General features: G+C 57.6%; 22 protein-coding genes and 3 tRNA genes. 3 read left to right on the top strand and 22 right to left on the bottom strand.

The features are described from left to right. Window positions 1-203: 203 nt before the first annotated feature. The 4 genes from VY732_RS29915 to VY732_RS04005 all read right to left on the bottom strand — a co-directional run bounded on the left by VY732_RS29915 (window position 204) and on the right by VY732_RS04005 (window position 6,104). The gene (locus VY732_RS29915; RefSeq protein WP_413787284.1) at window positions 204-908 is read right to left on the bottom strand and encodes a methyl-accepting chemotaxis protein; all 705 of its coding nucleotides are present in this window, start codon (window positions 906-908) and stop codon (window positions 204-206) included. A gap of 1,554 nt (window positions 909-2,462) precedes the next feature. Beyond that, complete coding sequence (gene ampE / locus VY732_RS04015; protein ID WP_116029442.1) at window positions 2,463-3,302, bottom strand: regulatory signaling modulator protein AmpE; 840 nt, start codon at window positions 3,300-3,302, stop codon at window positions 2,463-2,465. Next, on the bottom strand, window positions 3,299-3,859 hold the full coding sequence (gene ampD / locus VY732_RS04010) for a 1,6-anhydro-N-acetylmuramyl-L-alanine amidase AmpD (protein ID WP_116029441.1): 561 nt from the start codon (window positions 3,857-3,859) through the stop codon (window positions 3,299-3,301). The genes ampE and ampD overlap by 4 nt, the downstream gene beginning before the upstream one ends. A gap of 64 nt (window positions 3,860-3,923) precedes the next feature. Continuing rightward, window positions 3,924-6,104 (bottom strand): DUF1631 domain-containing protein, encoded by a 2,181-nt coding sequence (locus VY732_RS04005; RefSeq protein WP_331694379.1) that lies wholly within the window; start codon window positions 6,102-6,104, stop codon window positions 3,924-3,926. A 372-nt stretch (window positions 6,105-6,476) separates the two neighbouring features. Between VY732_RS04005 and nadC the strand changes: the two genes are divergently transcribed. Then, on the top strand, window positions 6,477-7,325 hold the full coding sequence (gene nadC, locus VY732_RS04000) for a carboxylating nicotinate-nucleotide diphosphorylase (RefSeq protein ID WP_016986492.1): 849 nt from the start codon (window positions 6,477-6,479) through the stop codon (window positions 7,323-7,325). Between the two features lie 89 nt (window positions 7,326-7,414). Here nadC and VY732_RS03995 read toward each other — a convergent pair whose 3' ends face one another. Then, window positions 7,415-7,714, bottom strand: a complete 300-nt coding sequence (locus VY732_RS03995) for a DUF6388 family protein (RefSeq protein ID WP_034154593.1) — start codon at window positions 7,712-7,714, stop codon at window positions 7,415-7,417. 275 nt (window positions 7,715-7,989) lie between these two features. Between VY732_RS03995 and VY732_RS03990 the strand changes: the two genes are divergently transcribed. Then, a complete protein-coding gene (locus VY732_RS03990; protein WP_123594497.1) occupies window positions 7,990-8,484 on the top strand; it encodes a hypothetical protein in 495 nt (164 codons plus the stop codon). A 6-nt stretch (window positions 8,485-8,490) separates the two neighbouring features. On the opposite strand, the gene VY732_RS03985 is transcribed toward VY732_RS03990, so the two are convergent. The 16 genes from VY732_RS03985 to rlmE form a co-directional block, all read right to left on the bottom strand. Then, window positions 8,491-8,566, bottom strand: a tRNA-Thr gene (locus tag VY732_RS03985). 129 nt (window positions 8,567-8,695) lie between these two features. Beyond that, window positions 8,696-10,801: a polyribonucleotide nucleotidyltransferase gene (pnp, locus tag VY732_RS03980; protein WP_053117036.1), complete on the bottom strand. Its 2,106-nt coding sequence runs from the start codon at window positions 10,799-10,801 to the stop codon at window positions 8,696-8,698. Between the two features lie 193 nt (window positions 10,802-10,994). Further along, window positions 10,995-11,264, bottom strand: a complete 270-nt coding sequence (gene rpsO, locus VY732_RS03975; protein WP_003177875.1) for a 30S ribosomal protein S15 — start codon at window positions 11,262-11,264, stop codon at window positions 10,995-10,997. Between the two features lie 142 nt (window positions 11,265-11,406). Beyond that, window positions 11,407-12,324: a tRNA pseudouridine(55) synthase TruB gene (gene truB, locus VY732_RS03970; protein WP_034154423.1), complete on the bottom strand. Its 918-nt coding sequence runs from the start codon at window positions 12,322-12,324 to the stop codon at window positions 11,407-11,409. Window positions 12,325-12,328: 4 nt separating this feature from the next. Continuing rightward, window positions 12,329-12,730, bottom strand: a complete 402-nt coding sequence (rbfA, locus tag VY732_RS03965) for a 30S ribosome-binding factor RbfA (RefSeq protein WP_007915259.1) — start codon at window positions 12,728-12,730, stop codon at window positions 12,329-12,331. Window positions 12,731-12,890: 160 nt separating this feature from the next. Next, complete coding sequence (gene infB / locus VY732_RS03960) at window positions 12,891-15,422, bottom strand: translation initiation factor IF-2 (protein WP_077571040.1); 2,532 nt, start codon at window positions 15,420-15,422, stop codon at window positions 12,891-12,893. Window positions 15,423-15,449: 27 nt separating this feature from the next. Continuing rightward, window positions 15,450-16,931 (bottom strand): transcription termination factor NusA, encoded by a 1,482-nt coding sequence (gene nusA / locus VY732_RS03955; protein WP_077571038.1) that lies wholly within the window; start codon window positions 16,929-16,931, stop codon window positions 15,450-15,452. A gap of 47 nt (window positions 16,932-16,978) precedes the next feature. After that, window positions 16,979-17,437: a ribosome maturation factor RimP gene (gene rimP / locus VY732_RS03950; RefSeq protein WP_077571035.1), complete on the bottom strand. Its 459-nt coding sequence runs from the start codon at window positions 17,435-17,437 to the stop codon at window positions 16,979-16,981. A 139-nt stretch (window positions 17,438-17,576) separates the two neighbouring features. Beyond that, window positions 17,577-17,653: transfer RNA gene (locus VY732_RS03945), tRNA-Met, on the bottom strand. Window positions 17,654-17,750: 97 nt separating this feature from the next. Next, window positions 17,751-17,836, bottom strand: a tRNA-Leu gene (locus VY732_RS03940). A 22-nt stretch (window positions 17,837-17,858) separates the two neighbouring features. Then, a complete protein-coding gene (gene secG / locus VY732_RS03935) occupies window positions 17,859-18,245 on the bottom strand; it encodes a preprotein translocase subunit SecG (RefSeq protein WP_016986497.1) in 387 nt (128 codons plus the stop codon). A gap of 4 nt (window positions 18,246-18,249) precedes the next feature. Beyond that, window positions 18,250-19,005 carry a triose-phosphate isomerase gene (tpiA, locus tag VY732_RS03930; protein WP_077571033.1) on the bottom strand — a complete coding sequence of 252 codons (756 nt, stop codon included), beginning with the start codon at window positions 19,003-19,005 and terminating at the stop codon, window positions 18,250-18,252. 65 nt (window positions 19,006-19,070) lie between these two features. Beyond that, complete coding sequence (gene glmM, locus VY732_RS03925) at window positions 19,071-20,408, bottom strand: phosphoglucosamine mutase (RefSeq protein ID WP_077571031.1); 1,338 nt, start codon at window positions 20,406-20,408, stop codon at window positions 19,071-19,073. Window positions 20,409-20,424: 16 nt separating this feature from the next. After that, the gene (gene folP, locus VY732_RS03920; protein ID WP_331694370.1) at window positions 20,425-21,276 is read right to left on the bottom strand and encodes a dihydropteroate synthase; all 852 of its coding nucleotides are present in this window, start codon (window positions 21,274-21,276) and stop codon (window positions 20,425-20,427) included. Between the two features lie 8 nt (window positions 21,277-21,284). Next, window positions 21,285-23,192: an ATP-dependent zinc metalloprotease FtsH gene (gene ftsH / locus VY732_RS03915; protein WP_331694368.1), complete on the bottom strand. Its 1,908-nt coding sequence runs from the start codon at window positions 23,190-23,192 to the stop codon at window positions 21,285-21,287. 202 nt (window positions 23,193-23,394) lie between these two features. Beyond that, a complete protein-coding gene (rlmE, locus tag VY732_RS03910; protein ID WP_008088328.1) occupies window positions 23,395-24,024 on the bottom strand; it encodes a 23S rRNA (uridine(2552)-2'-O)-methyltransferase RlmE in 630 nt (209 codons plus the stop codon). A 101-nt stretch (window positions 24,025-24,125) separates the two neighbouring features. On the opposite strand from rlmE, the gene VY732_RS03905 reads away from it, so the two are divergent. Beyond that, a complete protein-coding gene (locus tag VY732_RS03905; RefSeq protein ID WP_016771761.1) occupies window positions 24,126-24,434 on the top strand; it encodes a YhbY family RNA-binding protein in 309 nt (102 codons plus the stop codon). Window positions 24,435-24,443: 9 nt separating this feature from the next. Here the strand turns inward: VY732_RS03905 and VY732_RS03900 are convergent, their stop codons facing one another. After that, window positions 24,444-24,848: a hypothetical protein gene (locus tag VY732_RS03900; RefSeq protein ID WP_016986502.1), complete on the bottom strand. Its 405-nt coding sequence runs from the start codon at window positions 24,846-24,848 to the stop codon at window positions 24,444-24,446. Window positions 24,849-24,864: the final 16 nt, after the last annotated feature.

Genomic DNA, 24,864 nt, shown 5'->3' with positions numbered 1-24,864 from the left:
TTGCTGGGGAAATGCCAGAGTCTGCAGAGAAACAGGATTGGGCTTACGTGCCGAAGTGAAAAAGTCCTACAAAAGGTTCTGACAAAACGCAAAACCCTGTGGGAGCGAGCCTGCTCGCGAAGGCGGTGTGTCAGGTGACAGCGATGTCACTGACAGATTGCATTCGCGAGCAGGCTCGCTCCCACATTCTGATCCGGCTTGTTTCAGACGCGGAAGGCGCTGATCAGTTGTTTGAGCTCTACCACTTGGGCTGACAGCGCACGGCTGGCATCTTCAGTCTGATGCGCACCTTGCGCCGTGCGCTCGCCGGCGCGGTTGATCTCAACGATGTTCTGGTCAATGTCATGGGCCACCGCCGTTTGCTGTTCAACCGCCGCAGCGATCTGCTGGTTCTGATCGACGATCATGCCGACCGCGCCGAGGATGTTTTCCAGCGCCTGCTGGACCTTCTCCGACTGCCCCACCGTGCCGCTGGCCATCTGATGGCTGACGCCCATGGCTTTCACCGCCGCCCCAACGCCGCCGTGCAGTTTGGCGATCATCTGTTCGATTTCTTCGGTCGATTGCTGGGTGCGTTTGGCCAGCGTGCGCACTTCGTCCGCCACCACGGCAAAACCACGCCCCTGCTCGCCGGCACGCGCCGCTTCGATCGCGGCATTCAGCGCCAGCAGGTTGGTCTGTTCGGCGATGCTCTTGATCACTTCCAGTACGCGGCTGATCGATTGGCTGTCGCTCGCCAACTGGTTGATCACCCGTACCGACTGATCGATTTCACTGGCCAGCGCGGCAATGCTGCCCTGCTGTGACTCGACCAGGCCACGACCACTGATGGTCTCGTCATTCACGCTGTGGGCACTGCTCACCGCTGCGGCGGCACTGCGCGCCACCTCCAGAGAGGTCGCCGACATCTGGTTCATTGCCGTCGCCACTTGCTCGATCTGCGTACGTTGCCCTGCGACCGCTTGGTTGCTTTGCGCCGAAACGTTTTCAACCTGTCCGGCCTGACGCTCGACCTCGCCGACGGTCTGGCCTACCCGCTCGATCAAGTCGTGAATCTTCTTCACCGTGCCATTGAACACTTCGCCCAATTCACCTAACTCATCGCGACTGCTGGCCTTGAAGTTGACCGTCATGTCCCCGGCCGCGACTTTGTCCATCATTGCTCCAAGGCGTTTCAGCGTGGTGCGGGTCGAGGCGTAGAAACCACCGTAGAGATAGAAAATCAGCACAAACACCACCGACAGCGCCACCGCCTGCAAGACCATGTGCGTGCGGTTCTGCGCCAGACGCTGCTGCAATTGAGTGTCGAGGAATTTCAGCGTGGCTTCGTTGAGCTGGTAAGTCCGGTCGATAAGCCCGGTGACCTGATCGTAAAACGCCTGCCACGGTGCATCGAGCGTGTCAGCCATCACAACTTGTTCTTCGAACAGCTCGCTGGCCTGTTTCAGCGAGGCCTTGCTGCTCTCGGCCGCCGTGCTGAGGTTGTCCCGCGCGGCTTTGCTGGAGCCGAGGGCGTCCTGCAGTTTCAAGCCGTATTCGGCCTGGAGTTTTTCGATCTGCACCAGCAGCTCATCAAAACGGGTGCTCGAAGAGCTGTTGAGAAACCCCTGGCCCAATGAATACGAGCCCATCGCCCGGCCTTCGCCGAGGGTTTGCGTGACGCTCGGCGTGATCAGGGTGATCAGTTCGCTGAGCTGACGGATGTCGCTCTGATTATCGCGGCTCAGTCCGGCCTGACTGGTGATGATCTGACTGAAAATCTGCGCACTGGCCAGCAGTTTGCCGATCAACGCGCTTTTGCTCTGCAGCGAGTTTTCCGCTTGCTGGGCCTTGAATGCAGCGATCATTTCGTCGCGCTTGCCATCGAATACCTGGACCTGCTCAGGGTCGTCGGTCATCGCCGTCAGCCCTTGCAGGTGGGCCAGTACCGCTTGTTCGAGGGTGGTGATTTGCGCTTCGACATTGCCGGCCTTGCCGGACTGGCCGAGGGTGACGTTGATCTGCACCAGATTGTTGAGGGTTTCCAGATCCCGGCGCAAGGCCAGGCTGCTGCCCAGCAGATCGAGGCTTTGCAGTTCGACGCGGGTGCCCTGGAATTCGCGATAGGAATCGCGCACCAGATAGAAATTGGTCACCAGCATCGGCACCAGGAACAGCACGCTGATCAGGCTGAACTTCATGCCGAAGCTCAGACGGTTCATCAGCGAGACAGCGGGATAGAGCAAGCTCTTCACTGGAAGTCTCCCTTGGTTTTTCTTGTTTTTATTGGCAGGCGCGGGGCGACAGCAGATAGCCACTATCGGGCGCCATCTCTGTATAGCTCAAATCGAAGGGAGGTTTTGTAACTTAAGGTTAACGACAAAAAGATCGCAGCCTGCGGCAGCTCTCACAGGAAACACACAATCCCTGTGTAGGAGCTGCCGCAGGCTGCGATCTTTTGATCCTTCTTTAAATCAGTGAAATCAGTGGATCAGGACTGTCCACAAGGCAAACCCGGCATACCACAGCACCGCCGCACGCAGCAGCAGTTCCCACAGGCAATCGAGCGTGTTGATGCCTTCCGGCCCGACCACTGGAGGTGGAATTTCACCCGCCGCCAAACCGACCCGATTGATCAGTTGCGCAGCGCTGATGTTCCAGTTGAGCAGCTCATGCAGCATCACTCGGCTGACCGCGACAAAATTGCCGACCAGCGCCAGACTCGCCGCCAACAAGCGCACCGGCAGCCAGTCAAAGGCATGCCGCAGTTGCGCGGCGCGCTCGACCAATGCCGGGTTCTGGCCATGTTCCTGCGCCAGCGCCAACAGGCGATACGCCAACGCCGCCACCGGGCCAAGTACGAAATACCAGAAGATCACCGCAAAAAAGCTCTGATAGGCCTGCCACAGCAGATGCCCTTGCACGCTTTCAAGCAACTGCTCGCCGCTGTCGGCGCAGATATTCAGATCGCGCTTGGCCACGTGCGCCGCGGCTTGCAGATCCTCACGGCGCCAGGCATCACGAAAGGGCCCGAGACCGCCAAGCAAGTCGCCGCGCCCCAGACTGTAAATCACCACCAGCAAATGCACCGGCAACGCCAGCAAGCCGTAAGCCACCGGCTCCAGCACCACCAGCAACAGCGCCAGCAACGCCACTGGAAACAGCACCAGAATGCTCAGCACCAGCCACGGCTGTTTGGCCAGCCGCTCGCTGCTTTCCAGCTTGTTCAGTTCGCGGATCCATCCGCCATCGCGTTGAACCCGATGACGCAGGGCCGAAAACTTCTCGATCCACAGCGCCAGCAGTAACACCAGAAAACTCATTGTCCTTCCTCTTGTGCCAGGGCTGCGCGGTAACGTGCCCAGTCGAATGCCGGGCCAGGATCGGTCTTACGCCCGGGTGCTATGTCGCTGTGCCCACAAATGCGGGCGCCGGTGATGGCCGGAAATGCTGTCTGCAACTGGCGAGTCAACGCCGTCAACGCCTGATACTGCGCGTCGGTGAACGGTAGATCATCGGTGCCTTCGAGCTCGATGCCCACGGAAAAATCGTTACAGGTTTCGCGCCCTTCAAAAATTGACACGCCGGCATGCCAAGCCCGCTCAAGACAGGAGACAAACTGGGTGACCTTACCGTCACGTTCGATCAGAAAATGCGCCGAGACGCGTAGGTCAGCGATCCCTGCAAAGTAGGGATGTTCGGTGACATCCAGACGATTCTGGAAAAATTCCTGCACCTTGCCCGTGGCGAACTGCGCTGGCGGCAGGCTGATGTTGTGGATGACCAACAGGGAAATTTCGCCCGCAGGGCGTTCATTGAAGTTGGGCGATGGGCAGACCTGCACCCCGTGACACCACCCGCTAGCGGGATCCAACTGCATACCGATTCCTTCAACGCCGACTGTGTTGGCGCCCAGTATGCCGTGATCGGCCCCCGGCGCGCGATCACTTGCCGCGATTGAGTCGCCGCAGATTGCCCAGCACCGACTCCAGCGCCCGGTCGAACAGCAAGGTGTCGTCCAGCGCACGCACCACACCGCGCTCGAATTCCAAGGCCAACGTAATGCGGCTGCGCTCCAGCACCTTCATCCCGGTGCGATCGACAAATACATACTTGCCGGTGGCTTCGACAATTGCCGCCAGCTTGCAGCGCAGACTGTTTTCCTCGTCTTCCTGAAACGCCACCCAGCTGCCCAGGCGCAGTTGCTCGACCTGGCGCAGACCCGCAGCGTCATGGGGCAAGCGTACCGACGTCAGCGCCATGCTGCCCTCGTCGGCAGTTTGCAGCATGATCTGCTGCGACACCTCGATCATCGGTGCGGCCGGATCCGCCTCGACGGAACGCTCCAGCACCCGTACATGCAGGGCTTCCAGCTCACTGAAAAATTCACTGGTGGCGAATGGATCGAACGCCGAACTGCTCAGGCCATCACGCAGCGATTTGAGCAAGCCCGGCACCAGTGCCAGCAAGCGCAGACTGGATTCAGTGTCGTCATGACGCTGCACGCTCCAGATCAATTGCTCCATGGTTTGCACGTCGGCCTGCCATTCGGCTGACTGATCGCCATGCTTGAGGCAGGTCAGCAGGAGTACTTTGCTCCAGGCGTCCTGGACGAAGGTGACCACGGTCGGCGGCAGCGTTTTACCCAGCAACGCTTGATTCAGCGCCCGTTCGACCCGGCGCCGGGCCAGTTCGGTTTTTGCCCGCCCCTCTTCGGCATCGCGCAACCGTTGCTCAAGCAACTCACTGCGTCGGCGTTCGTCGCTGGTGAACGCGAGGAAATCGGCCAGTAACTCGGAAAAAATCGCCGGATCATCGACAAAGTCAGTCAGCAGTCGCTGCACCACTTGTTCGATACGCAGGTACAAGCTGTCACGCGCGTCACCGTCACAATCGCCCCAGCCCATGGCCGCCTCGGCGATTTCATTGAGCAGGCGCCGCGCCGGATGGGTGCTGCGACTGAAGAAACTCTTGTCGAGCACCGCGACCTTGAGCATCGGAATCTGCAACCGCGCGATCAAGGCCTTGAGCGAATCCGGCACATTGCGGTCTTCAAGAATACAGTCGAAGACCATGGCTATCAGGTTGATCACGTCTTCGTCCGCATCGCCCACGATGCGCGATTTGCCACTTCTGACGCTGACTCGAGTCAGCAGTTGCTCGAGCTGATTGCGCAGATCGAAGTCATCCTGAGCCGCAAGCGCCGGCACGTACTGTTGCAGGTGCGAGAGCAGACGCAACAGGTCGCGAGTGGAAATCGGCTGCGCCGCTGCGCTGGACTCCAGCGTTGGTGCGACACTGCCGCGCACATGCAAAAGCAACTCCTGCAATGCCGCGAAAACTTCCTGTACACCTTCCTCGACTGGCGCCGGGTCGTGGCCTTCCTCGCGGTCGACATCGGCTGCCGCACGATCCATTGCGCGACGTGCCGGGGCTGCTTTCAATTCGGGCAACACACCGGTGGCAAGCAGCAATTGATTGGCTTCGGCGTAGAGCTGTTCGGTGTCGGCCAAGACATAGCGCTCGAACAGTTTGAGCAGGATCAGTTTGACCTTGATTTCCACGCCCAGGTTACGTCCGGCCTGCAGGAAAAACTCGCAGAGCAGCGCCGGGCCTAGCGGGTTGTGCTGATGATTGAGGGTATTGCCGAGCAGCGCGTTGAGCCGCGCGGTCAGTTGATCGAGCGCGAAGCCGTCACGCTTGAGTACGCGACCGACCATGGTCTCGACCGCCACACTGCGTTCCATGTCGTCGCTGCGTGGCGCCAACTCGTCATATATCAGGGCATGGGGCAGCGTGTGGTGCGTGGGATCGTATTGAGTCAGGCCGACAAAGGCTTCAAAAAACTGCTCAAGAAAACCACGCTCGATGTTTTTGCGCTTCAGACGCAGGTCGCGCATGGCTTCGAAAAAAATATTCTGTTCGACATCGTTGCGCGCCCGGTCGGCCATTTCAAACAGCGTGTCGTCGGCGTTATCGAACAGCTCCTGCAAACCGTGACGCAGTTGCTGGGCAGCCTTGTCGCGAACCTGAAGCAGAATCACAGGCAGGCGGGCGAGCGGCGAGTGATTCGCCTGATCGGCAGTGCCTTTGTGCAAAGGCACCACTTTCCCGTCGTTGTGCATCCAAGCCTCCTGAAACGGTGATTCGTTCGGTCAAGCCAACCCGGCCCCCTGTGGGAGCGAGCCTGCTCGCGATGGCGGTGTATCAGCCGCAGCAATGTCACTGAGAGCATGCATTTCCGAGCAGGTTCGCTCGCACAAGTTCAATCAGGACGTCAAAGCTATGACGTCAAATGCAAGGCGAATTATCTTTCATAACTTGCACCCGGCGCCATAGCCGTCAGGGTTTCCCCTATACCGCCCCTTTCAGTGACCACGACTGGCCGGGTTTGCTCAAAGAAAATCGACCGGATGCAGGCAAGCACGCGCGTTCTCGCCTTGGGTTGGCTCGCGCCATGCCCCTATAATCGAACCACTTTGTTTGTGGAGCCCGTTATGCCGAATCTACGTCTCGCCGATTTGACCGCCGAAATCGAAGCCAACGTGCGCCGTGCGTTGCTCGAAGACATCGGCAGCGGCGACATCACCGCGCAACTGATCCCGGCCGAACGCTTGGCCAAAGCCACCATCATTACGCGCGACGCGGCTGTCATCTGCGGCACCGCGTGGGTCGATGCCGTGTTCCGTCAGCTTGATCCGCGGGTCGCGGTGCATTGGCAGGTAGTCGATGGCGAACGGGTGAAACCCAATCAGCCGCTGTTTCACCTCGAAGGCCCGGCCCGTTCGCTGCTGACCGGTGAACGCAGTGCGCTGAATTTCCTGCAACTGCTGTCCGGCGTAGCCACGCGCGCGCAGTACCTTGCCGATTTCGTCGGCACCACTCAGGTCAAACTGCTCGACACCCGCAAAACTCTGCCGGGCTTGCGTCTGGCGCAGAAATACGCGGTGACCTGCGGTGGCTGCCACAACCATCGCATCGGTCTGTACGACGCGTTCCTGATCAAGGAAAACCACATCGCCGCCAGCGGTGGCATTCCACAAGCCATTGCCGCTGCGCACAAGATTGCGCCGGGCAAACCGGTGGAAGTCGAAGTGGAAAGTCTGGATGAACTGAAAGAAGCGCTGGCTGCTGGCGCCGACATCATCATGCTTGATGAGTTGAGCCTGGACGACATGCGCGAAGCCGTGCGCCTGAACGGTGGCAAGGCAAAACTGGAAGCCAGCGGCGGCATCAACGAAAGCACGCTGCTGCCGATCGCCGAAACCGGCGTGGATTACATCTCGATCGGTGCGATGACCAAGGATGTCAAAGCGGTGGATCTGTCGATGCGACTCAGCCTTTAAGCAGCAGCGGCAAGTTCCAAGCTACAAGCTGCAAGCCAAAGCGCTTTTGCGTTGACTTGCAGCTTGCCGCTGAAAGCTTGTAGCTGCTGTTATACGACGAGATTGTTCATCTCGCAGTACTCGTCCCATTCGACACCCAGTACTTCGGCCGCCTCTTTGTGCAGCACAAGGCGCTGCGCCTCGAACTCCTCCGGCGTGCTCGTGTACTTGAGCGTCAGTTCCCACGGCTGCAGGCCCTGGGCTTCAGCCTCGTCTTCGAAGGCCCACTGAATCTGATCTTTCTGATCATCAGGACTGAGGTCCTTGATCTCTTCCTTCAGATCCGGTACGTCCAGAATGTACTTTTCCAGCGCCTGTTCGTGACGTTGCTCTTGAGTTAATTCGGTCATGGCGTTCTCGCTGATCGTAAGAATGGAGGATGGATCTGGATCATCAAGGATCTCTCTGACGCGGATTTGTCCGGCCTTCGGAACCATTCGGGATCATCTGAAAACTGCTGGGCGATGCTCATGCAGGCTCCGAATATAGGACGTTTGCATGACGAATTACACGGCTCTTTACATCTCTCTCACAAAAAGCTGACCTGCGGAACATAAATGCGGATTTCGAGTCATAGCGATGTGCCACTTCGGCACTTCTTCGCTGTTCACAAGGAAACCCAGTGATGCGCAGCTTTTCGAAAATTTCTTCTGTTGTGTCTGCCACCGCTCTGATCGCCACTTTGGTTCTGCCGGCCAGTGCAATGGCTGTTGAATTGAGTAACAGCAGCGCTTCCTACGGCGACAAGGTTTCACTGATTCACAACGACTACGGCAAAGACGTGGTGATCAGAAGCGATGTCAGCATCGATGACCTGAGAAAAATGCGCGATACCATCAGCGAGCAATCGCGCCAGATCGAAGAACTGAAACGCAGCAGCGGTTCGAGCTCAAGCTCCAGCGGCAAGGAAATCGATGATCTGAAAAACAAGGTCAAAGACCAGGACCGTGAACTGGACACGCTCGGTCGTCAGGTCGAAGACCTCAAGCGCAACAGTGGCTCCAGTTCCAACTCGAACAGCAGCGAGATTTCGAATCTGAAGCAGAAAATCAACGATCAGGATCGGGCGATGGAACAGCTCAAACGTACCGTCGAGGATCTGAGCCGCAAGGTGAAATAAGAGAGGTGGTGCCCGAGACAGGAATCGAACCTGCGACCTTCGCGTTACGAGTGCGCTGCTCTACCGGCTGAGCTACACGGGCGGTGGGCTAAACCTAGCACCGGTTCTGAAGTCCGGCAACTTCGCAGAATGTCTCGATATTTCGCAGACAAAAAAATGCCCCACCGTTTTCACGGCGGGGCATTTTTATTGCGCTAACGCTTTGGGCTGATTAAACGCCCGAAGCCTTGGCCGCTGCTACGTCTTTGATGGACAGCTTGATACGGCCGCGGTTGTCCACGTCCAGTACCAGCACTTCCACTTCCTGGCCTTCTTTCAAGATGTCGGTCACTTTCTCTACGCGAGCGTCGCTCAGCATCGAGATGTGCACCAGACCGTCCTTGCCAGGCAGGATGTTGACGAATGCGCCGAAATCGACGATGCGTTCAACTTTACCCACGTAGATCTTGCCGATCTCGGCTTCAGCGGTGATGCCCAGAACGCGCTGACGTGCTGCTTCAGCGGCTTCCTTGGTTTCGCCGAAGATCTTGATCGAACCGTCGTCTTCGATGTCGATCGAAGCCTTGGTTTCTTCGCAGATCGCACGGATGGTCGCGCCACCTTTACCGATAACGTCACGGATTTTGTCGGTGTCGATTTTCATCGCGATCATGGTCGGAGCGTTGGCCGACAGTTCGGTACGCGACTGGCCGATGATCTGGTTCATCTGACCGAGGATGTTCAGGCGCGCTTCCAGGGCTTGGCCCAGAGCGATTTCCATGATCTCTTCGGTGATGCCCTTGATCTTGATGTCCATCTGCAGCGCGGTAACACCTTTGGCGGTACCGGCTACTTTGAAGTCCATGTCGCCCAGGTGGTCTTCGTCACCGAGGATGTCGGTCAGGACGGCGAATTTCTCGCCTTCTTTAACCAGACCCATGGCGATACCGGCAACCGGCGCCTTCATCGGCACACCAGCGTCCATCAGGGCCAGGGAAGCGCCGCAAACGGAAGCCATCGAGCTCGAACCGTTGGATTCGGTGATTTCCGAAACTACACGGATGGTGTACGGGAACACGTCAGCGGCTGGCAGCATGGCCGAAACCGAACGACGGGCCAGACGGCCGTGACCGATTTCACGACGACCTGCACCACCCATGCGACCACACTCGCCCACCGAGAACGGAGGGAAGTTGTAGTGCAGCATGAACGGGTCTTTTTTCTCGCCTTCCAGGGTGTCCAGCAGCTGTGCGTCACGGGCGGTGCCCAGTGTTGCAACAACCAGAGCCTGGGTTTCACCACGGGTGAACAGCGCCGAACCGTGAGTCTTCGGCAGAACGCCGACTTCGATGTTCAGCGGACGTACGGTTTTGGTGTCGCGGCCGTCGATACGTGGCTTGCCGTTAACGATGTTTTCGCGAACGGTGCGGTATTCGATTTCGCCGAAAGCGGCTTTGACTTCGCTGGACGAAGGCTGGCCTTCTTCACCGGACAGTTTGGCAACCACTTGATCCTTCAGCTCACCCAGGCGAGCGTAACGGTCGGCCTTGATGGTGATGGTGTAAGCCTGGGAGATCGCTTCGCCGAACTCGGCACGGATAGCGCCCAGCAGTTCGGTGGCTTCTGGCGCCGGAGCCCAGTTCCAGGTTGGCTTGGCAGCTTCAGCGGCCAGTTCTTTAACAGCGTTGATCACCACCTGGAATTCGTCGTGAGCAAACAGTACCGCGCCCAGCATCTGGTCTTCGGTCAGCTCTTTGGCTTCCGATTCAACCATCAGTACGGCGTCGGAAGTACCGGCAACGACCATGTCCAGGCTCGAAGCAGCTTGCTGCTCGTAAGTCGGGTTCAGCAGGTAGCCGGTGCTTTCGTGGAAAGCTACACGAGCGGCGCCGATCGGGCCGTCGAACGGAATGCCCGAGATGGCCAGGGCAGCCGAGGTACCGATCATCGCAGCGATGTCCGGATCGGTCTTCTTGCTGGTGGAAACGACGGTGCAGACAACCTGCACTTCGTTCATGAAGCCTTCCGGGAACAGCGGACGGATCGGACGGTCGATCAGTCGGGAAGTCAGGGTTTCTTTCTCGGAAGGACGGCCTTCACGCTTGAAGAAACCACCAGGGATCTTACCGGCAGCGTAAGTCTTTTCCTGGTAGTGAACCGACAGAGGGAAGAAGCCCTTGCCTGGATCAGCTTGTTTTGCGCCAACTACAGTCACCAATACGCTGACGTCGTCGTCAACGGTGACCAATACTGCGCCGGAGGCCTGACGGGCGATACGGCCAGTCTCGAGGGTAACGGTCGATTGACCGAACTGGAATTTTTTGATTACCGGGTTCACGGTGTCCTACCTTCTTTGTGGCTCTTGGGGGAACTGGTTTCTTGCGAATTCTTGGGCAATGTCGGGAATCGGCCCAACCGTTGTCCGGGGTAAAACGTGTATCCAGATAAAACTTGAGGCTGGGAGCCTGCAAGCCGCCGGCGGTAAACCGCAGACGTCCGACAGACAACCAACCTCATAGCGCAATCGCTGATTAGCGACGCAGACCCAGGCGACCGATCAGAGTCTGATAACGACCCAGATCCTTGCCTTTCAGGTAGTCCAGCAGCTTGCGACGCTGGTTTACCATGCGGATCAGACCACGACGGGAGTGGTGATCTTTACCGTTGGCCTTGAAGTGACCTTGCAGCTTGTTGATGTTGTGGGTCAGCAGTGCAACTTGCACTTCTGGCGAACCAGTGTCACCAACAGCTTGCTGGTAGTCAGCAACGATTTGAGCTTTTTCTTGAACGTCGAGAGCCATGAGGCAATCCTTTTATCAGGAAACTGTTTCAAAGAAACAGTTTCAACAGGCCAGGGACAAATCCCTGTATCTATAAATGAGTAGTGACCGTGCCTGTTAACAGCCACCCTCGCCAGCCTGCTTTGACACAGACCGGTTTCGGTCATTCCGACCGAATCAGTCGACGTGGCGCAATACGCCCGTCTTCGCTCACTTCACCGATACCGATGAAGCGACCATTGTGATCCTGTACCCGTACCATGCCGAACTTCGGAGCATCCGGGGCACGTACCGGCTGGCCGTTGAGCCAGTAGAACGCGCTCGCTTCCGAGAAGTGCAGCAACGGCCAGTCCAGCAGGCCGCTGTCCGATGGCATCAGGAAGCGATCAACTGCTTCGTTGCCGCCTTCGGCATGTACTGCTTCAAGCTCTTCGAGGGTAACCGTCTGCGCGAGGGTGAAAGGCCCGGCCTGGGTACGGCGCAATTCAGCGACGTACGCACCACAACCGAGTTGCTCACCAATATCCTCCACCAGGGTGCGAATATAGGTGCCCTTGCTGCAATCCACCGCAAGACGCGCAGTATCGCCTTCGAAGGCCAGTAATTCCAAGCGCGCAATAGTAACAGAACGCGGTTCGCGCTCCACTACTTCGCCTGCACGAGCCAGCTTGTACAGCGGTTGGCCATCACGCTTGAGCGCCGAGTACATCGGCGGTATCTGACTGATTTGCCCACGAAATTTCGGCAATGCCGCTTCGACATCGGCGCGACCAACGGTCACCGGGCGCTCCTGCAAAACCTCACCTTCGGCATCGGCCGTGGTGGTGGTCTTGCCCAGTTGCGCCAGGGTTTCATAACCCTTGTCGGAATCGAGCAGGTATTGCGAGAACTTGGTCGCTTCGCCAAAGCACAACGGTAAAACACCGGTGGCCAGCGGGTCGAGGCTGCCGGTGTGACCGGCCTTCTCGGCATTCAGCAGCCAGCGAACCTTCTGCAACGCGGCGTTGGAGGTGAACCCCAACGGCTTGTCGAGCAGGATGATGCCACTGACGTTACGACGGATACGTTTGACCTGAGCCACCGAATTACTCCTTGGTGTCTTCAGGTTCAGCAGCGACCGGATGCTGATTGTCTTCAGCAACCGCACGCTCGATCAGGGCCGACAGATGCGCACCACGTACGACGGATTCGTCGTAGTGGAAGTGCAGTTGCGGCACGCTGCGCAGCTTCATTTCACGGGCCAGTTGCATACGCAGGAAGCCTGCGGCGGCGTTGAGCACCTTGATGCTTTGTGCGATGTCTTCAGCGTTGTCCTGCCCCATTACGGTGATGAAAATCTTCGCGTGACCGACGTCACGGCTGACTTCAACAGCGGTAATGGTGACCAGACCCACACGTGGATCTTTGACTTCGCGACGGATCAGTTGAGCCAGCTCACGCTGCATCTGATCGCCGATACGTTGGGTACGGCTGTATTCTTTTGCCATGATTTTGTTACCTGTTACTGCCCAGCGGTGAAACCCGCAAGGTCTGAAAGCGGCAAACGCCCGGCCTGACAAAAGCCAGACCGGGCGTTGCGTTTAGAGTCCGGGTGATGCGCCACACTGGTGAGTGTGGCCGGCCATCACGGCTCCTGAAGTGCGCGAGTTAGAGGCTGCGAGCAACCTGAACCTTCTCGAAGACTTCGATCTTGTCGCCGACTTTGACGTCGTTGTAGCTCTTCACGCCGATACCGCATTCCATGCCGGCACGTACTTCGGAAGCGTCATCCTTGAAGCGGCGCAGGGATTCCAGCTCGCCTTCGAAGATAACGATGTCTTCACGCAGTACACGGATCGGACGGTTACGGTGCACAACACCTTCGATCACCATGCAGCCAGCGATCGCGCCAAACTTCGGCGAACGGAACACGTCACGCACTTCGGCCACACCCAGGATGTTCTCGCGAACATCGCTGCCGAGCATGCCGGTCAGGGCTTTCTTGACGTCTTCGATGATGTCGTAGATCACGTTGTAGTAACGCATGTCCAGACCTTCCTGCTCGACGATCTTCCGTGCGCCAGCATCGGCACGCACGTTGAAGCCGAACAGTACAGCGTTGGAAGCCAGTGCCAGGTTAGCGTCGGACTCGGTGATACCACCGACACCGCCGCCAACTACGCGCACTTGTACTTCGTCGTTGCCCAGGCCATTCAAGGCACCGTTCAACGCTTCCAGCGAACCACGGACGTCGGATTTGAGGACGATGTTGAGCGTCTTCTTCTCGGCCTGACCCATGTTTTCGAAGATGTTTTCCAGCTTGCCGGCGTGAGCGCGAGCCAGTTTGACTTCGCGGAACTTGCCTTGACGGAACAGAGCCACTTCACGGGCTTTCTTCTCGTCGGCAACCACGCTCATCTCGTCGCCAGCGTCCGGGGTACCGTCCAGGCCGAGGATCTCGACAGGGATGGAAGGACCGGCTTCCTTGATTGGCTTGCCATTCTCGTCGAGCATGGCGCGAACGCGGCCATAGTTCGAACCGACCAGCACCATGTCGCCTTGGCGCAGGGTACCGTCTTGAACCAGAACGGTTGCCACCGGGCCACGACCTTTGTCGAGACGCGATTCAACCACAACGCCACGGCCAGGAGCCGATGGGGTCGCTTTCAGTTCGAGAACTTCAGCTTGCAGCAGAACGGCTTCAAGCAGCTCGTCCACGCCAGTACCGACCTTCGCCGAAACCGGTACGAACGGCGTATCACCGCCCCACTCTTCGGAAGTCACACCGTGAACCGACAGTTCGCTACGGATGCGATCGAGATCGGCGCCCGGCTTATCGATTTTGTTCACGGCTACAACCAGTGGAACGCCAGCCGCTACTGCGTGCTGAACAGCTTCAATGGTCTGCGGCATCACGCCGTCGTCCGCTGCAACCACCAGGATCACGATGTCGGTCGCCTTGGCACCACGAGCACGCATTGCGGTAAACGCGGCGTGACCAGGGGTATCGAGGAAGGTGACCATGCCGCGTTCGGTTTCAACGTGGTATGCACCGATGTGCTGGGTGATACCGCCGGCTTCGCCAGCAGCTACCTTGGCACGACGGATGTAGTCGAGCAGGGACGTTTTACCGTGGTCAACGTGGCCCATTACGGTCACGACTGGCGCACGGGAGAACGACTCACCTTCAAACTTCAGGGACTCGGCCAGGGAATCTTCCAGGGCGGTGTCGCTGACCAGGGTCACTTTGTGGCCCAGTTCTTCGGCTACCAGTTGAGCAGTTTCCTGATCAAGCACCTGGTTGATGGTCGCTGGAGTACCCAGTTTGAACATGAACTTGATGATTTCAGCAGCCTTGACCGACATCTGATTGGCGAGATCGCCAACAGTGATGGTCTCGCCGATCTGCACATCACGCACGACAGGGCCGGTTGGGCTCTGGAAACCGTGAGCGTTGCGCTTCTTCAGCTTGGCCTTGCCGCGACCACCGCGACGGAAGCCATCGCTTTCTTCGTCGGTAGTGCGTGGCGCCACACGTGGAGCCGGCGCTTTTTCTTTGACCGAGGCGCGATGCGGAGCGTTTTTGCGCTCGCCATCACCACCACCGCTGCGACGATTGTTGTCGTCGGCACGTGGCTTGTCCGGACGGCGCTGTTCGTTCTGCTTGTTGCGAACGTCAGCAGACGGAGCTGGAGCAGCGGCAACTACCGGTGCGCTTTCGCGAACAGGTTCGGCAACTGCAGCCGGCGCCGCAACGGCGTCGCTGGTAGCGGTCTGCGCAGCAGCAGGCTGATTACGCGCTTCTACTTCGGCGCGTTGCTTGGCTTCTTCTTCAGCCTTCTGACGGGCAGCATTTTCTACTGCGCGACGCTCATCCAGTTCACGCTTGCGCTCGGCTTCGATTTCTTCCGGGCTGCGCTGTACGAAAACTTTCTTCTTGCGGACTTCAACGCTGATGCTTTTGCTGCCAGCAACACGCAGGGTGCTGGTGGTTTTACGCTGCAGCGTGATCTTGCGTGGTTCTTCCACTTTCGCCTTGTGGCTGCTTTTCAAGTGAGTCAGCAGGGACTGCTTCTCACTGTCAGTCACATTTTCTTCGGCGGCGGTGTGCGGCAGACCTGCCTCACGCATCTGCTGCAACAGGCGCTCTACCGGTGTTTTGACCTCATCGGCCAGTTGTTTCACCGTGACTTGCGTCATGCACTTCTCTCCTCAGGCCGCGCCTAATTACTCGAACCAGTGGGCTCGGGCGGCCATGATCAACTTGCCGGCACGATCATCGTCAATGCCGTCGATGTCGAGCAGGTCGTCAATAGACTGCTCGGCCAGGTCTTCGCGGGTAATTACGCCGCGCACCGCCAGTTCCATCGCCAAATCCTTGTCCATACCCTCAAGCGAGAGCAGGTCTTCGGCCGGATGGGCGTCTGCCAGCTTTTCCTCAGTAGCGATGGCTTTGGTCAACAAACGATCCTTGGCACGAGCGCGAAGCTCGTTGACGGTATCTTCGTCAAAGCCGTCGATGTTGAGCATTTCTTCCAACGGTACGTAGGCAATCTCTTCCAGACTGGTGAAGCCTTCATCTACCAGCACCTGTGCCAGGTCTTCGTCGACTTCCAGCTCGTCGATGAAGTTGCGCAGGATGTCGCCGGTTTCTGCTTGCTGCTTAGCCTGGATGTCCGATTCGGTCATCACGTTCAGGGTCCAGCCAGTCAACTGGCTCGCCAGACGCACGTTCTGACCACCGCGACCGATGGCCTGAGCCAGATTGTCTGCGCCAACGGCGATGTCCATTGCGTGGGCATCTTCGTCAACGATAATTGCCGCAACCTCAGCCGGGGACATGGCGTTGATCACGAACTGAGCCGGGTTGTCATCCCACAGGACGATATCAACACGCTCACCGCCCAACTCACCCGACACTGCCTGGACGCGCGAACCGCGCATACCAATGCAAGCGCCTTGCGGGTCGATGCGTTTGTCCTTCGAGCGAACGGCGATCTTGGCGCGCGAACCCGGATCACGGGACGCTGCCATTACTTCGATCAGGCCTTCGGCAATTTCCGGCACTTCGATGCGGAACAGCTCGATCAGCATTTCCGGCGCAGTACGCGACAGGATCAGCTGCGGGCCGCGGTTCTCGGTGCGGATTTCCTTGAGCAGCGCACGCAGACGCACGCCGACACGGAAGGTTTCGCGAGAAATGATGTCTTCACGGGCCAGCAACGCTTCAGCATTGTTACCCAGATCGACGATCACGTTGTCGCGGGTGACTTTTTTCACGGTGCCGGAGATGATTTCTCCCAGGCGCTCGCGATAAGCGTCAACCACTTGAGCGCGCTCGGCTTCGCGAACTTTCTGCACGATGACTTGCTTGGCAGTCTGCGCAGCAATGCGGCCGAACTCGATGGATTCGATCTTTTCTTCGACAACGTCGCCAACCTTGGCACCCGGATGCGTTTCGGCAACCTTGCTTGGCCAGGTTTCGATGGCCGGATCGTCGAGATCATTCTCTTCGACGACCGTCCAGCGACGGAAAGTTTCGTATGCCCCGGTGTGGCGGTTAATTTCCACACGCAGGTCAACTTCGTCTTCAAAACGCTTTTTGGTAGCAGTGGCCAAAGCCAGCTCCAGCGCTTCAAAAATTACGCTTGCCGGTACGCCCTTTTCATTGGATACCGACTCAACAACCAGCAGTACTTCTTTGCTCATCGTACGCCTCGCCTTTCGCAAGCCATTGGATCCGCGGGATCCGCGTCTCAGTCAAAACTGGGAATAATGTTGGCCTTGTCGATCATATCGATCGGCAACAGGAACTCATGGTCATCTACCTGCACCACGACGTCCTGTTCTTCTACACCGCGCAGAAGGCCCTGAAAGTTGCGTCGACCTTCAAAAGGCGAGCGCAGCTTGATCTTCACTTGTTCACCGGCAAACTTTGCAAACTGCTCAAGAGTGAACAGTGGGCGCTCCATGCCAGGCGAGGAAACTTCGAGGGTGTATTCAACGGCGATCGGATCTTCAACATCCAGTACACCGCTGATCTGACGGCTGACAATGGCGCAATCGTCCACCAGCACGCCGCCCTCTTTATCGATATAAACGCGCAACATCGAGTGACGACCCTGAGCCGAAAACTCGATACCCCAGCATTCATAGCCCAGGGCCACGACCACCGGGGCCAGCAAGGCCTGCAACTCTTCTAGCTTGCTCGACACCTGAACCCCCTAGTGCATGATATGTGCATGCTTTGCAAAATAAAAAAATGGGCATAACGCCCATCCTTGAAACGCCGTCGAACAGCGGCGTTGAAAGTGTCCAGCTAACAAAAAGCCCCTGAAAAGGGGCTCCTTAAACTGGTTGCGGGGGCCGGATTTGAACCGACGACCTTCGGGTTATGAGCCCGACGAGCTACCAGACTGCTCCACCCCGCGACAAAGCTGGGGCGGAAGTATACGACCGATCCCTTATAGGGTCAATGTAACCTTCCACCTGCAAGAAAGCCCGCAACAGCGGGCTCTCCTGACTAATTGGTACCGAGAAGGGGACTCGAACCCCTACACCCTATGGGCACAACCACCTCAAGGTTGCGTGTCTACCAATTCCACCACCTCGGCAAAACTACGTTTGAAACCCTTCTTACTTCTGCTCTTGAGCTGGAGGTACGTCAGTCGCTGGAGTAGCCGACTTTTGCTCTTGAAGCACCGGTACATCATCAGAAGCCGGTTGTTGTTGCTTAGGCACTTCCAACACTGCTGGATTTGGGAGACCTGCCTGAGTCAGCTGATGAGCCTTCTCTTTAGCAAAGTAACCTAACCCCAAGCTGGTTATGAAGAAACCGGCGGCAAGTATAGCAGTAAACTTACTAAGAAAGGTAGAGGAACCTTGGCTTCCGAACACAGTATTTGAAGCACCTGCTCCGAAAGACGCGCCAGCGTCCGCACCCTTACCCTGCTGCAGCAAAACCAGAGCAACTACGCCCAATGCACCCAGCAGATGAAAAACGACTACGACTGTTTCCAGCATTTTTTCAGTTTCCCGCGGCGCGACAGATCGCACCGAACTCATCTGCATTCAGGGAAGCTCCACCAATGAGCCCCCCATCGATATCCGGCATGCCGAACAGTTCGACCGCATTGGCCGCCTTCACGCTGCCGCCGTATAGAAGCCGCACACCTCGTGCGACTTCAGAATTCTCTGCCGCCAACTGCTCGCGGATGGCTTTATGCACATCCTGAGCTTGTTGCGGCGTTGCAGTCAGTCCGGTACCAATGGCCCAGACAGGCTCGTAAGCAATGACTGCCTTGGCAAAAGCACCGACACCCAGCTCCTCGATGATGCTGCCCAGCTGACGCCCGACAACTTCAAGAGTTTTCCCGGCTTCACGCTGCTCAAGGGTCTCCCCTATACACAGCACCGGAATCAAGCCACATGCCTGTGCCGCTGCGAACTTGCGATTCAGCATCCCGTCTCGCTCACCCATTATCTGGCGGCGTTCGGAGTGCCCGACAAGTACCAGGGAACAACCTGCATCCACCAATTGACTCGGAGCAATTTCACCGGTCAATGCACCTTGCATGGATTCCACCGCAGAGTTCTGCGCGCCGATCGAAATCGACTTGCCTTTCAAGCCATCAATCACTTGATTGATATACAAGCAAGGCGGGAATACCGCGACATCAACACCGCTTGGCAAGGCCAGATGACGAAGGCCGTTGATCAGCTCAGCGACGCTGGCGCGGGTACCGTGCATCTTCCAGTTACCAGCTACCATAGGGCGACGCATGCTGTACCTCGTCGGTCAAAGTGGGCGCAGATGTTACCCAACACAATCATGGCTTGCAAGCCGAATCAGGCAGAAACTTCAGTTACCAGTTTTGCCAGCTCTTCGGCATAGTTGCGAACCTGAGTTTCATCCTCGCCTTCGACCATTACGCGCACCAACGGCTCTGTCCCGGACTTGCGCAAAAGCACGCGACCGCGCCCCGCCATTGCCTGGGTGACTCGCGCACTGGCTTCCTTGACAGCCGGATGCTCGAGCGGACTTTCGCCACCACCGAAACGTACATTGATCAGCACCTGAGGGCACTTGCGCAATGCCTGACGCGTTTGCGCCAAACCTTCATTACGGGTCTTCAGCGCCATCAACACTTGCAGTGCGGCAATGATCGCATCACCGGTCGTGGTGTGATTGAAGCAAACGATATGCCCCGAATTTTCGCCACCTACCAGCCAGTTGCGTTCAAGCAACTCGGCGATCACGTAACGGTCGCCGACATTGGCACGAATAAACGGAATCGAAAGCTCTGCAAGCGCGAGCTCCAACCCCAGATTACTCATCAAGGTGCCAACCACGCCGCCCTGCAATTTGCCACGCTCATGCAGGTCTCGAGCGATGATGTACAACAATTCGTCGCCATCAACGATGGCGCCAGTGTGGTCGACCATCAAAACCCTATCGCCATCACCATCGAAAGCAATACCCAGGTCGGCGTGCTCAGCGAGTACCGCAGCCTGCAACTGCCCCATATGGGTCGAGCCGCAATTTTCGTTGATGTTCAGACCATTAGGTTGCGCCGACAGAACGACGACCTCCGCGCCCAACTCGCGGAAGACGCTCGGAGCCACCTTATAGGTCGCGCCATGCGCACAGTCGATAACGATCTTGAGGCCGGAAAAACTGGTTCCCGTTGGCACGCTGCTTTTGCAGAATTCGATGTAGCGCCCCGACGCATCGTTGATTCGCGATACTTTGCCGATCTTGCTCGATTCGACCACGGTCATCGGGGTGTCGAGCAGCTCTTCGATCATCAGCTCCAGTTCATCCGGCAGCTTGGTGCCTTTACCGGAAAAGAATTTGATGCCGTTATCGTCATGCGGATTGTGCGAAGCACTGATCACGATACCGGCCTCAGCCTGGAACGTGCGCGACAGATAGGCGATAGCCGGCGTCGGCATAGGGCCCAGCAGCATCACATCGGCACCCGCCGACGTCAGGCCGGCCTCAAGCGCCGATTCGAACATATAACCGGAAATCCGCGTGTCTTTGCCGACTAGCACCTTGCAGGCACCCATCTTGCGAAAGGCCATGCCGGCCGCCCAGCCTAGCTTGAGCATGAAGTCTGGAGTAATCGGGTATTCACCGACGCGACCACGAATGCCGTCAGTACCAAAGTATTTCTTGCTCATAAGTGCTCCGTCATTCTTATTCGGCTGATTCCACGGCTGCGATCATGCGCACCACGTCTACCGTTTCCGCAACATCATGGACGCGCAATATACGCGCACCTTTCACCGACGCCAGAGCCGCCAGCGCAAGTCCGCCATGCAGCCGCTCGCCGACAGGACGATTCAAGGCCTGCCCGATCATGCTCTTTCGAGAAACACCCACTAACAAGGGCCTGCCCAACGCATGCAGGGCTTCCATGTGCTTGAACAAGCTTAGATTGTGCTGCAGGGTTTTGGCGAAACCGAAACCCGGATCGAGAATGATTCGCTCGACAGGAATACCGGCAGCCGCACATTGCGTCATGCGCTCAGCGAGAAAGTCGCCCACTTCGCGCGTGACATCCTGATAATGCGGATTGTCCTGCATATCTCCGGGCTCGCCGAGCATATGCATGAGGCACACCGGCAAACCGGTAGCCGCCGCCGCATCCAGTGCGCCGTCGCGCTGCAGCGAACGCACATCGTTGATCAACCCGGCCCCCAAGCGCGCGGTTTCGCGCATCACGGCGGGTGTGGAGGTATCCACCGAAATGATCACATCAAGCTCACGATTGATCAGCTCGACGATCGGTGCCACACGTTCAAGCTCTTCGAGCGGGGACACTGCTCGCGCGCCAGGACGAGTAGATTCGCCACCAACATCAATCAGCGTCGCACCGGCTGCAACCATGGCAGCAGCGTGACGCAAGGCCGCATCCAGCTGGCTGTATTGGCCGCCGTCGGAGAAAGAATCAGGGGTGACATTGAGAATACCCATGACATGCGTCTGGGCCAAATCAAGAACCCGGTTGCCGCAAGGCAACCGGGTCAGGGACTGTACAGAAGTCATTTCAAACCTTAAACGTCAGCAGCCGGGCCGCCAATCGGTGTTTCCGGACGCTCGTCTCGAACCACTGGTGGCGGCGGCGTACCGGTGCCACCTGACCAGTCACGAGGCTCGCGAGGTGTACGACCTGCCATGATGTCGTCGATCTGTTCAGCATCGATCGTTTCGTACTTCATCAGGGCATCAGCCATGACATCAAGCTTGTCACGGTTGTCCGTGAGGATCTGCTTGGCCGTGCCGTAGCACTGGTCAATGATGCTGCGCACCTCGGAGTCGATCAGCTTGGCTGTCTCACCGGAGAAGCTGGCAGCCTGGCCGCCACCGCCGCGACCGAGGAATACTTCACCCTCTTCTTCGGCGTACATCAACGGACCGAGTTTTTCCGACAGACCCCACTTGGTCACCATGTTCCGCGCAATCTGGCTGGCACGCATGATGTCGTTAGAGGCGCCAGTGGTTACACCGTCGAAGCCAAGGGTCATTTCTTCAGCAATACGGCCGCCGTACAGCGAGCAGATCTGGCTGATCAGCGCACGCTTGGACAGGCTGTAGCGATCTTCTTCCGGCAGGAACATGGTCACACCCAGCGCACGGCCGCGCGGAATGATCGACACCTTGTACACCGGATCATGCTCAGGCACGACGCGACCAACGATGGCGTGACCTGCTTCGTGATAAGCGGTGTTCTGCTTCTCTTTCTCGGACATGACCATCGATTTGCGCTCGGCGCCCATCATGATCTTGTCTTTGGCCAGTTCGAACTCTTTCATCTCAACGATGCGCTTGCCGCTGCGTGCAGCGAACAGCGACGCTTCGTTGACCAGGTTTGCCAGATCAGCACCGGAGAAGCCCGGGGTACCACGCGCGATAACGGCCGGAGCAACGTCGTCACCCATTGGCACTTTGCGCATGTGAACCTTGAGAATCTGTTCGCGACCACGGATATCCGGCAGACCGACGACAACCTGACGGTCGAAACGGCCCGGACGCAGCAGCGCAGGGTCGAGTACGTCAGGACGGTTGGTTGCAGCGATAACAATGATGCCGTCATTCATCTCGAAGCCGTCCATCTCAACCAGCAGTTGGTTGAGAGTCTGCTCTCGCTCGTCGTGACCGCCACCCATGCCGGCGCCACGATGGCGACCGACGGCGTCGATTTCGTCGATGAAAATGATGCACGGCGCGTGCTTCTTGGCCTGTTCGAACATGTCACGAACACGGCTGGCACCAACACCGACGAACATTTCAACGAAGTCAGAACCGGAGATGGTGAAGAACGGAACCTTGGCTTCGCCGGCAATCGCCTTGGCCAGCAAGGTTTTACCGGTACCCGGAGGACCGACCATCAACACGCCGCGAGGAATGCGGCCGCCCAGGCGCTGGAACTTGCCCGGGTCACGGAGGAATTCAACCAGCTCGCCGACTTCTTCCTTGGCTTCGTCGCAACCGGCAACGTCAGCCAATGTGGTTTTCACCTGATCTTCGGAGAGCAGGCGCGCCTTGCTCTTGCCGAAGCTCATCGGTCCGCCCTTGCCACCGGCACCGCCCTGCATCTGGCGCATGAAGAACATGAACACCGCGATGATCACCAGGATCGGGAAGCTGGCCACCAGAAGCTGGGTCCAGATGCTTTGCTGTTCAGGCTGCTTGCCTTCAACCACAACGTGGTTGTCGACCAGATCGCCGATCAGGCCATTGTCCTGAATTGCCGGACGAATGGTCTTGAAACTGTCGCCATCATTGCGTTTGCCGGTGATTACATAGCCATCAACCGCTACGCGCTCGACCTTGCCATCCTTGACCTGCTGGATGAAGTCGGAATAGTTGAGGGTCTGCGGCTCGTTAGGGCTGGAGAAGTTGTTCATCACCGTCACCAGGACAGCCGCGATGATCAACCACAGGATCAGATTCTTTGCCATATCGTTCAATTAACTACCCTCTGAAGCAAGCTCCGCTACTGGCGCGCGCTTCGCATGATATTCACCGGCCTAACTTACTACATTACCTACGACTCTGGCAGGCGCCGTCTGTAACCCTTTGTGAAACACTTTCTACACAATATTCGTTAATGCTCGCCGGGCGAAATACTAAAAACCTATCACCCTGCACAAAAACCTCGTTTTACTCGCTACGCCCGCGATAACCCCAAGCCAGCATATATTGCTCGCGGGAGCTGCCACGAGAGGAGTCCGGCTTGATCATCTGGATCTTGTCGAACTTCTTGCGAGCATCCTTCAGGTAAACATCAAACCCTTCGCCCTGAAAAATCTTGATCACGAAATTACCGCCCGGCTTGAGGATCCGCTCCGCCAGATCAAGTGCCAGCTCACACAGGAACATGGCCTTCGGCATATCCACTTCAGGCGTACCACTCATATTGGGGGCCATATCGGAAATCACAAGGTCCACCTGCGAATTACCCACCGCTTCAAGAATCTGCGCGAGCACTGCGTCCTCGGTGAAGTCACCCTGAATAAAGGTCACGTCAGGGATGCTGTCCATTTCCAGAATGTCCGAAGCGATCAAACGCCCCTGACCGCCGATCAGACGGCTGGTGACCTGCGACCAGCCACCAGGTGCCGCACCGAGGTCGACAACGCTCATGCCAGGACGGATCAGCTTGTATTTCTCCTGGACTTCCAGAAGCTTGTAACTCGCACGCGAGCGGTAGCCATCCTTCTGCGCTTGCTTCACATAGGGATCGTTGACATGTCGCTTCAGCCAACCAAGGCTTGTCTTGGAACGCGCCATTGGGCACCTCGATAATAAGAGTCGTGATTAATTGGGCGGATCCACGAGCCCTCGGGTAAAATGGCCGCCATTTTACAGAATCCAGACGAAAGGGTCAGATTATGCCGCTCACTCCAGAGCAGAAGAAACAGTACAAATCCATTGGCCACCACCTCAAACCGGTTTTGACGGTGGCTGACAACGGTTTGACTGAAGGTGTTTTAGCCGAACTTGAACGCGCTTTGGCGGATCACGAGCTGATCAAAATCAAGCTCAATATCCTCGATCGCGAATCGCGCCTGGCGCACATCGCAGAGCTGTGCAAGGTTGGCAAAGCGGATCTGGTACAGGTCATCGGCAAGATGGCACTGGTTTACCGCAAGAATTTCAGCGCCAACAAGCAGCTGTCGAACGTTCATCGCTTCAAGTGATGAAAAGGGTCACGGGTGTGCCTGGCGCACCCTGCCACTCCATCCCGGCACCGGCTGCATCACCAGCACCAGCCCGGAAAACCCCAGAACCAGATAACTGAATACCTGCCAGCGCTGCGCATCCGGCCAGCCGACACGCACTGCGACAAACATCGCACACGCATACAACGCCATCAACAGCACCTGCCCCCGAAAATCTCGCCATAGACTGGCAAGGCCCTCGGCCTGTACCAGCACCAAAGCCTGAAAAATAACGCATGCGGCGGAAAAACCTACCACCAGCACTTCAAATGCACTGGCCACTTCATCGATCAGCAATGGTGCCAGGCCAATCTTGCCCAGCGCCGGCTGCAAACCGAGATGTATCAGCCATAGACCGCCGACCCAAAGCATCTGGGTCAGCTGCCAAAGCATGGCGCCCGCATGCAGC

The sequence above is a fragment of the Pseudomonas sp. ZY71 genome, assembly GCF_036542145.1.
Taxonomy (GTDB): Bacteria; Pseudomonadota; Gammaproteobacteria; order Pseudomonadales; family Pseudomonadaceae; genus Aquipseudomonas; species Aquipseudomonas koreensis_A.
This window is presented reverse-complemented; position numbering and strand designations above follow the sequence as displayed.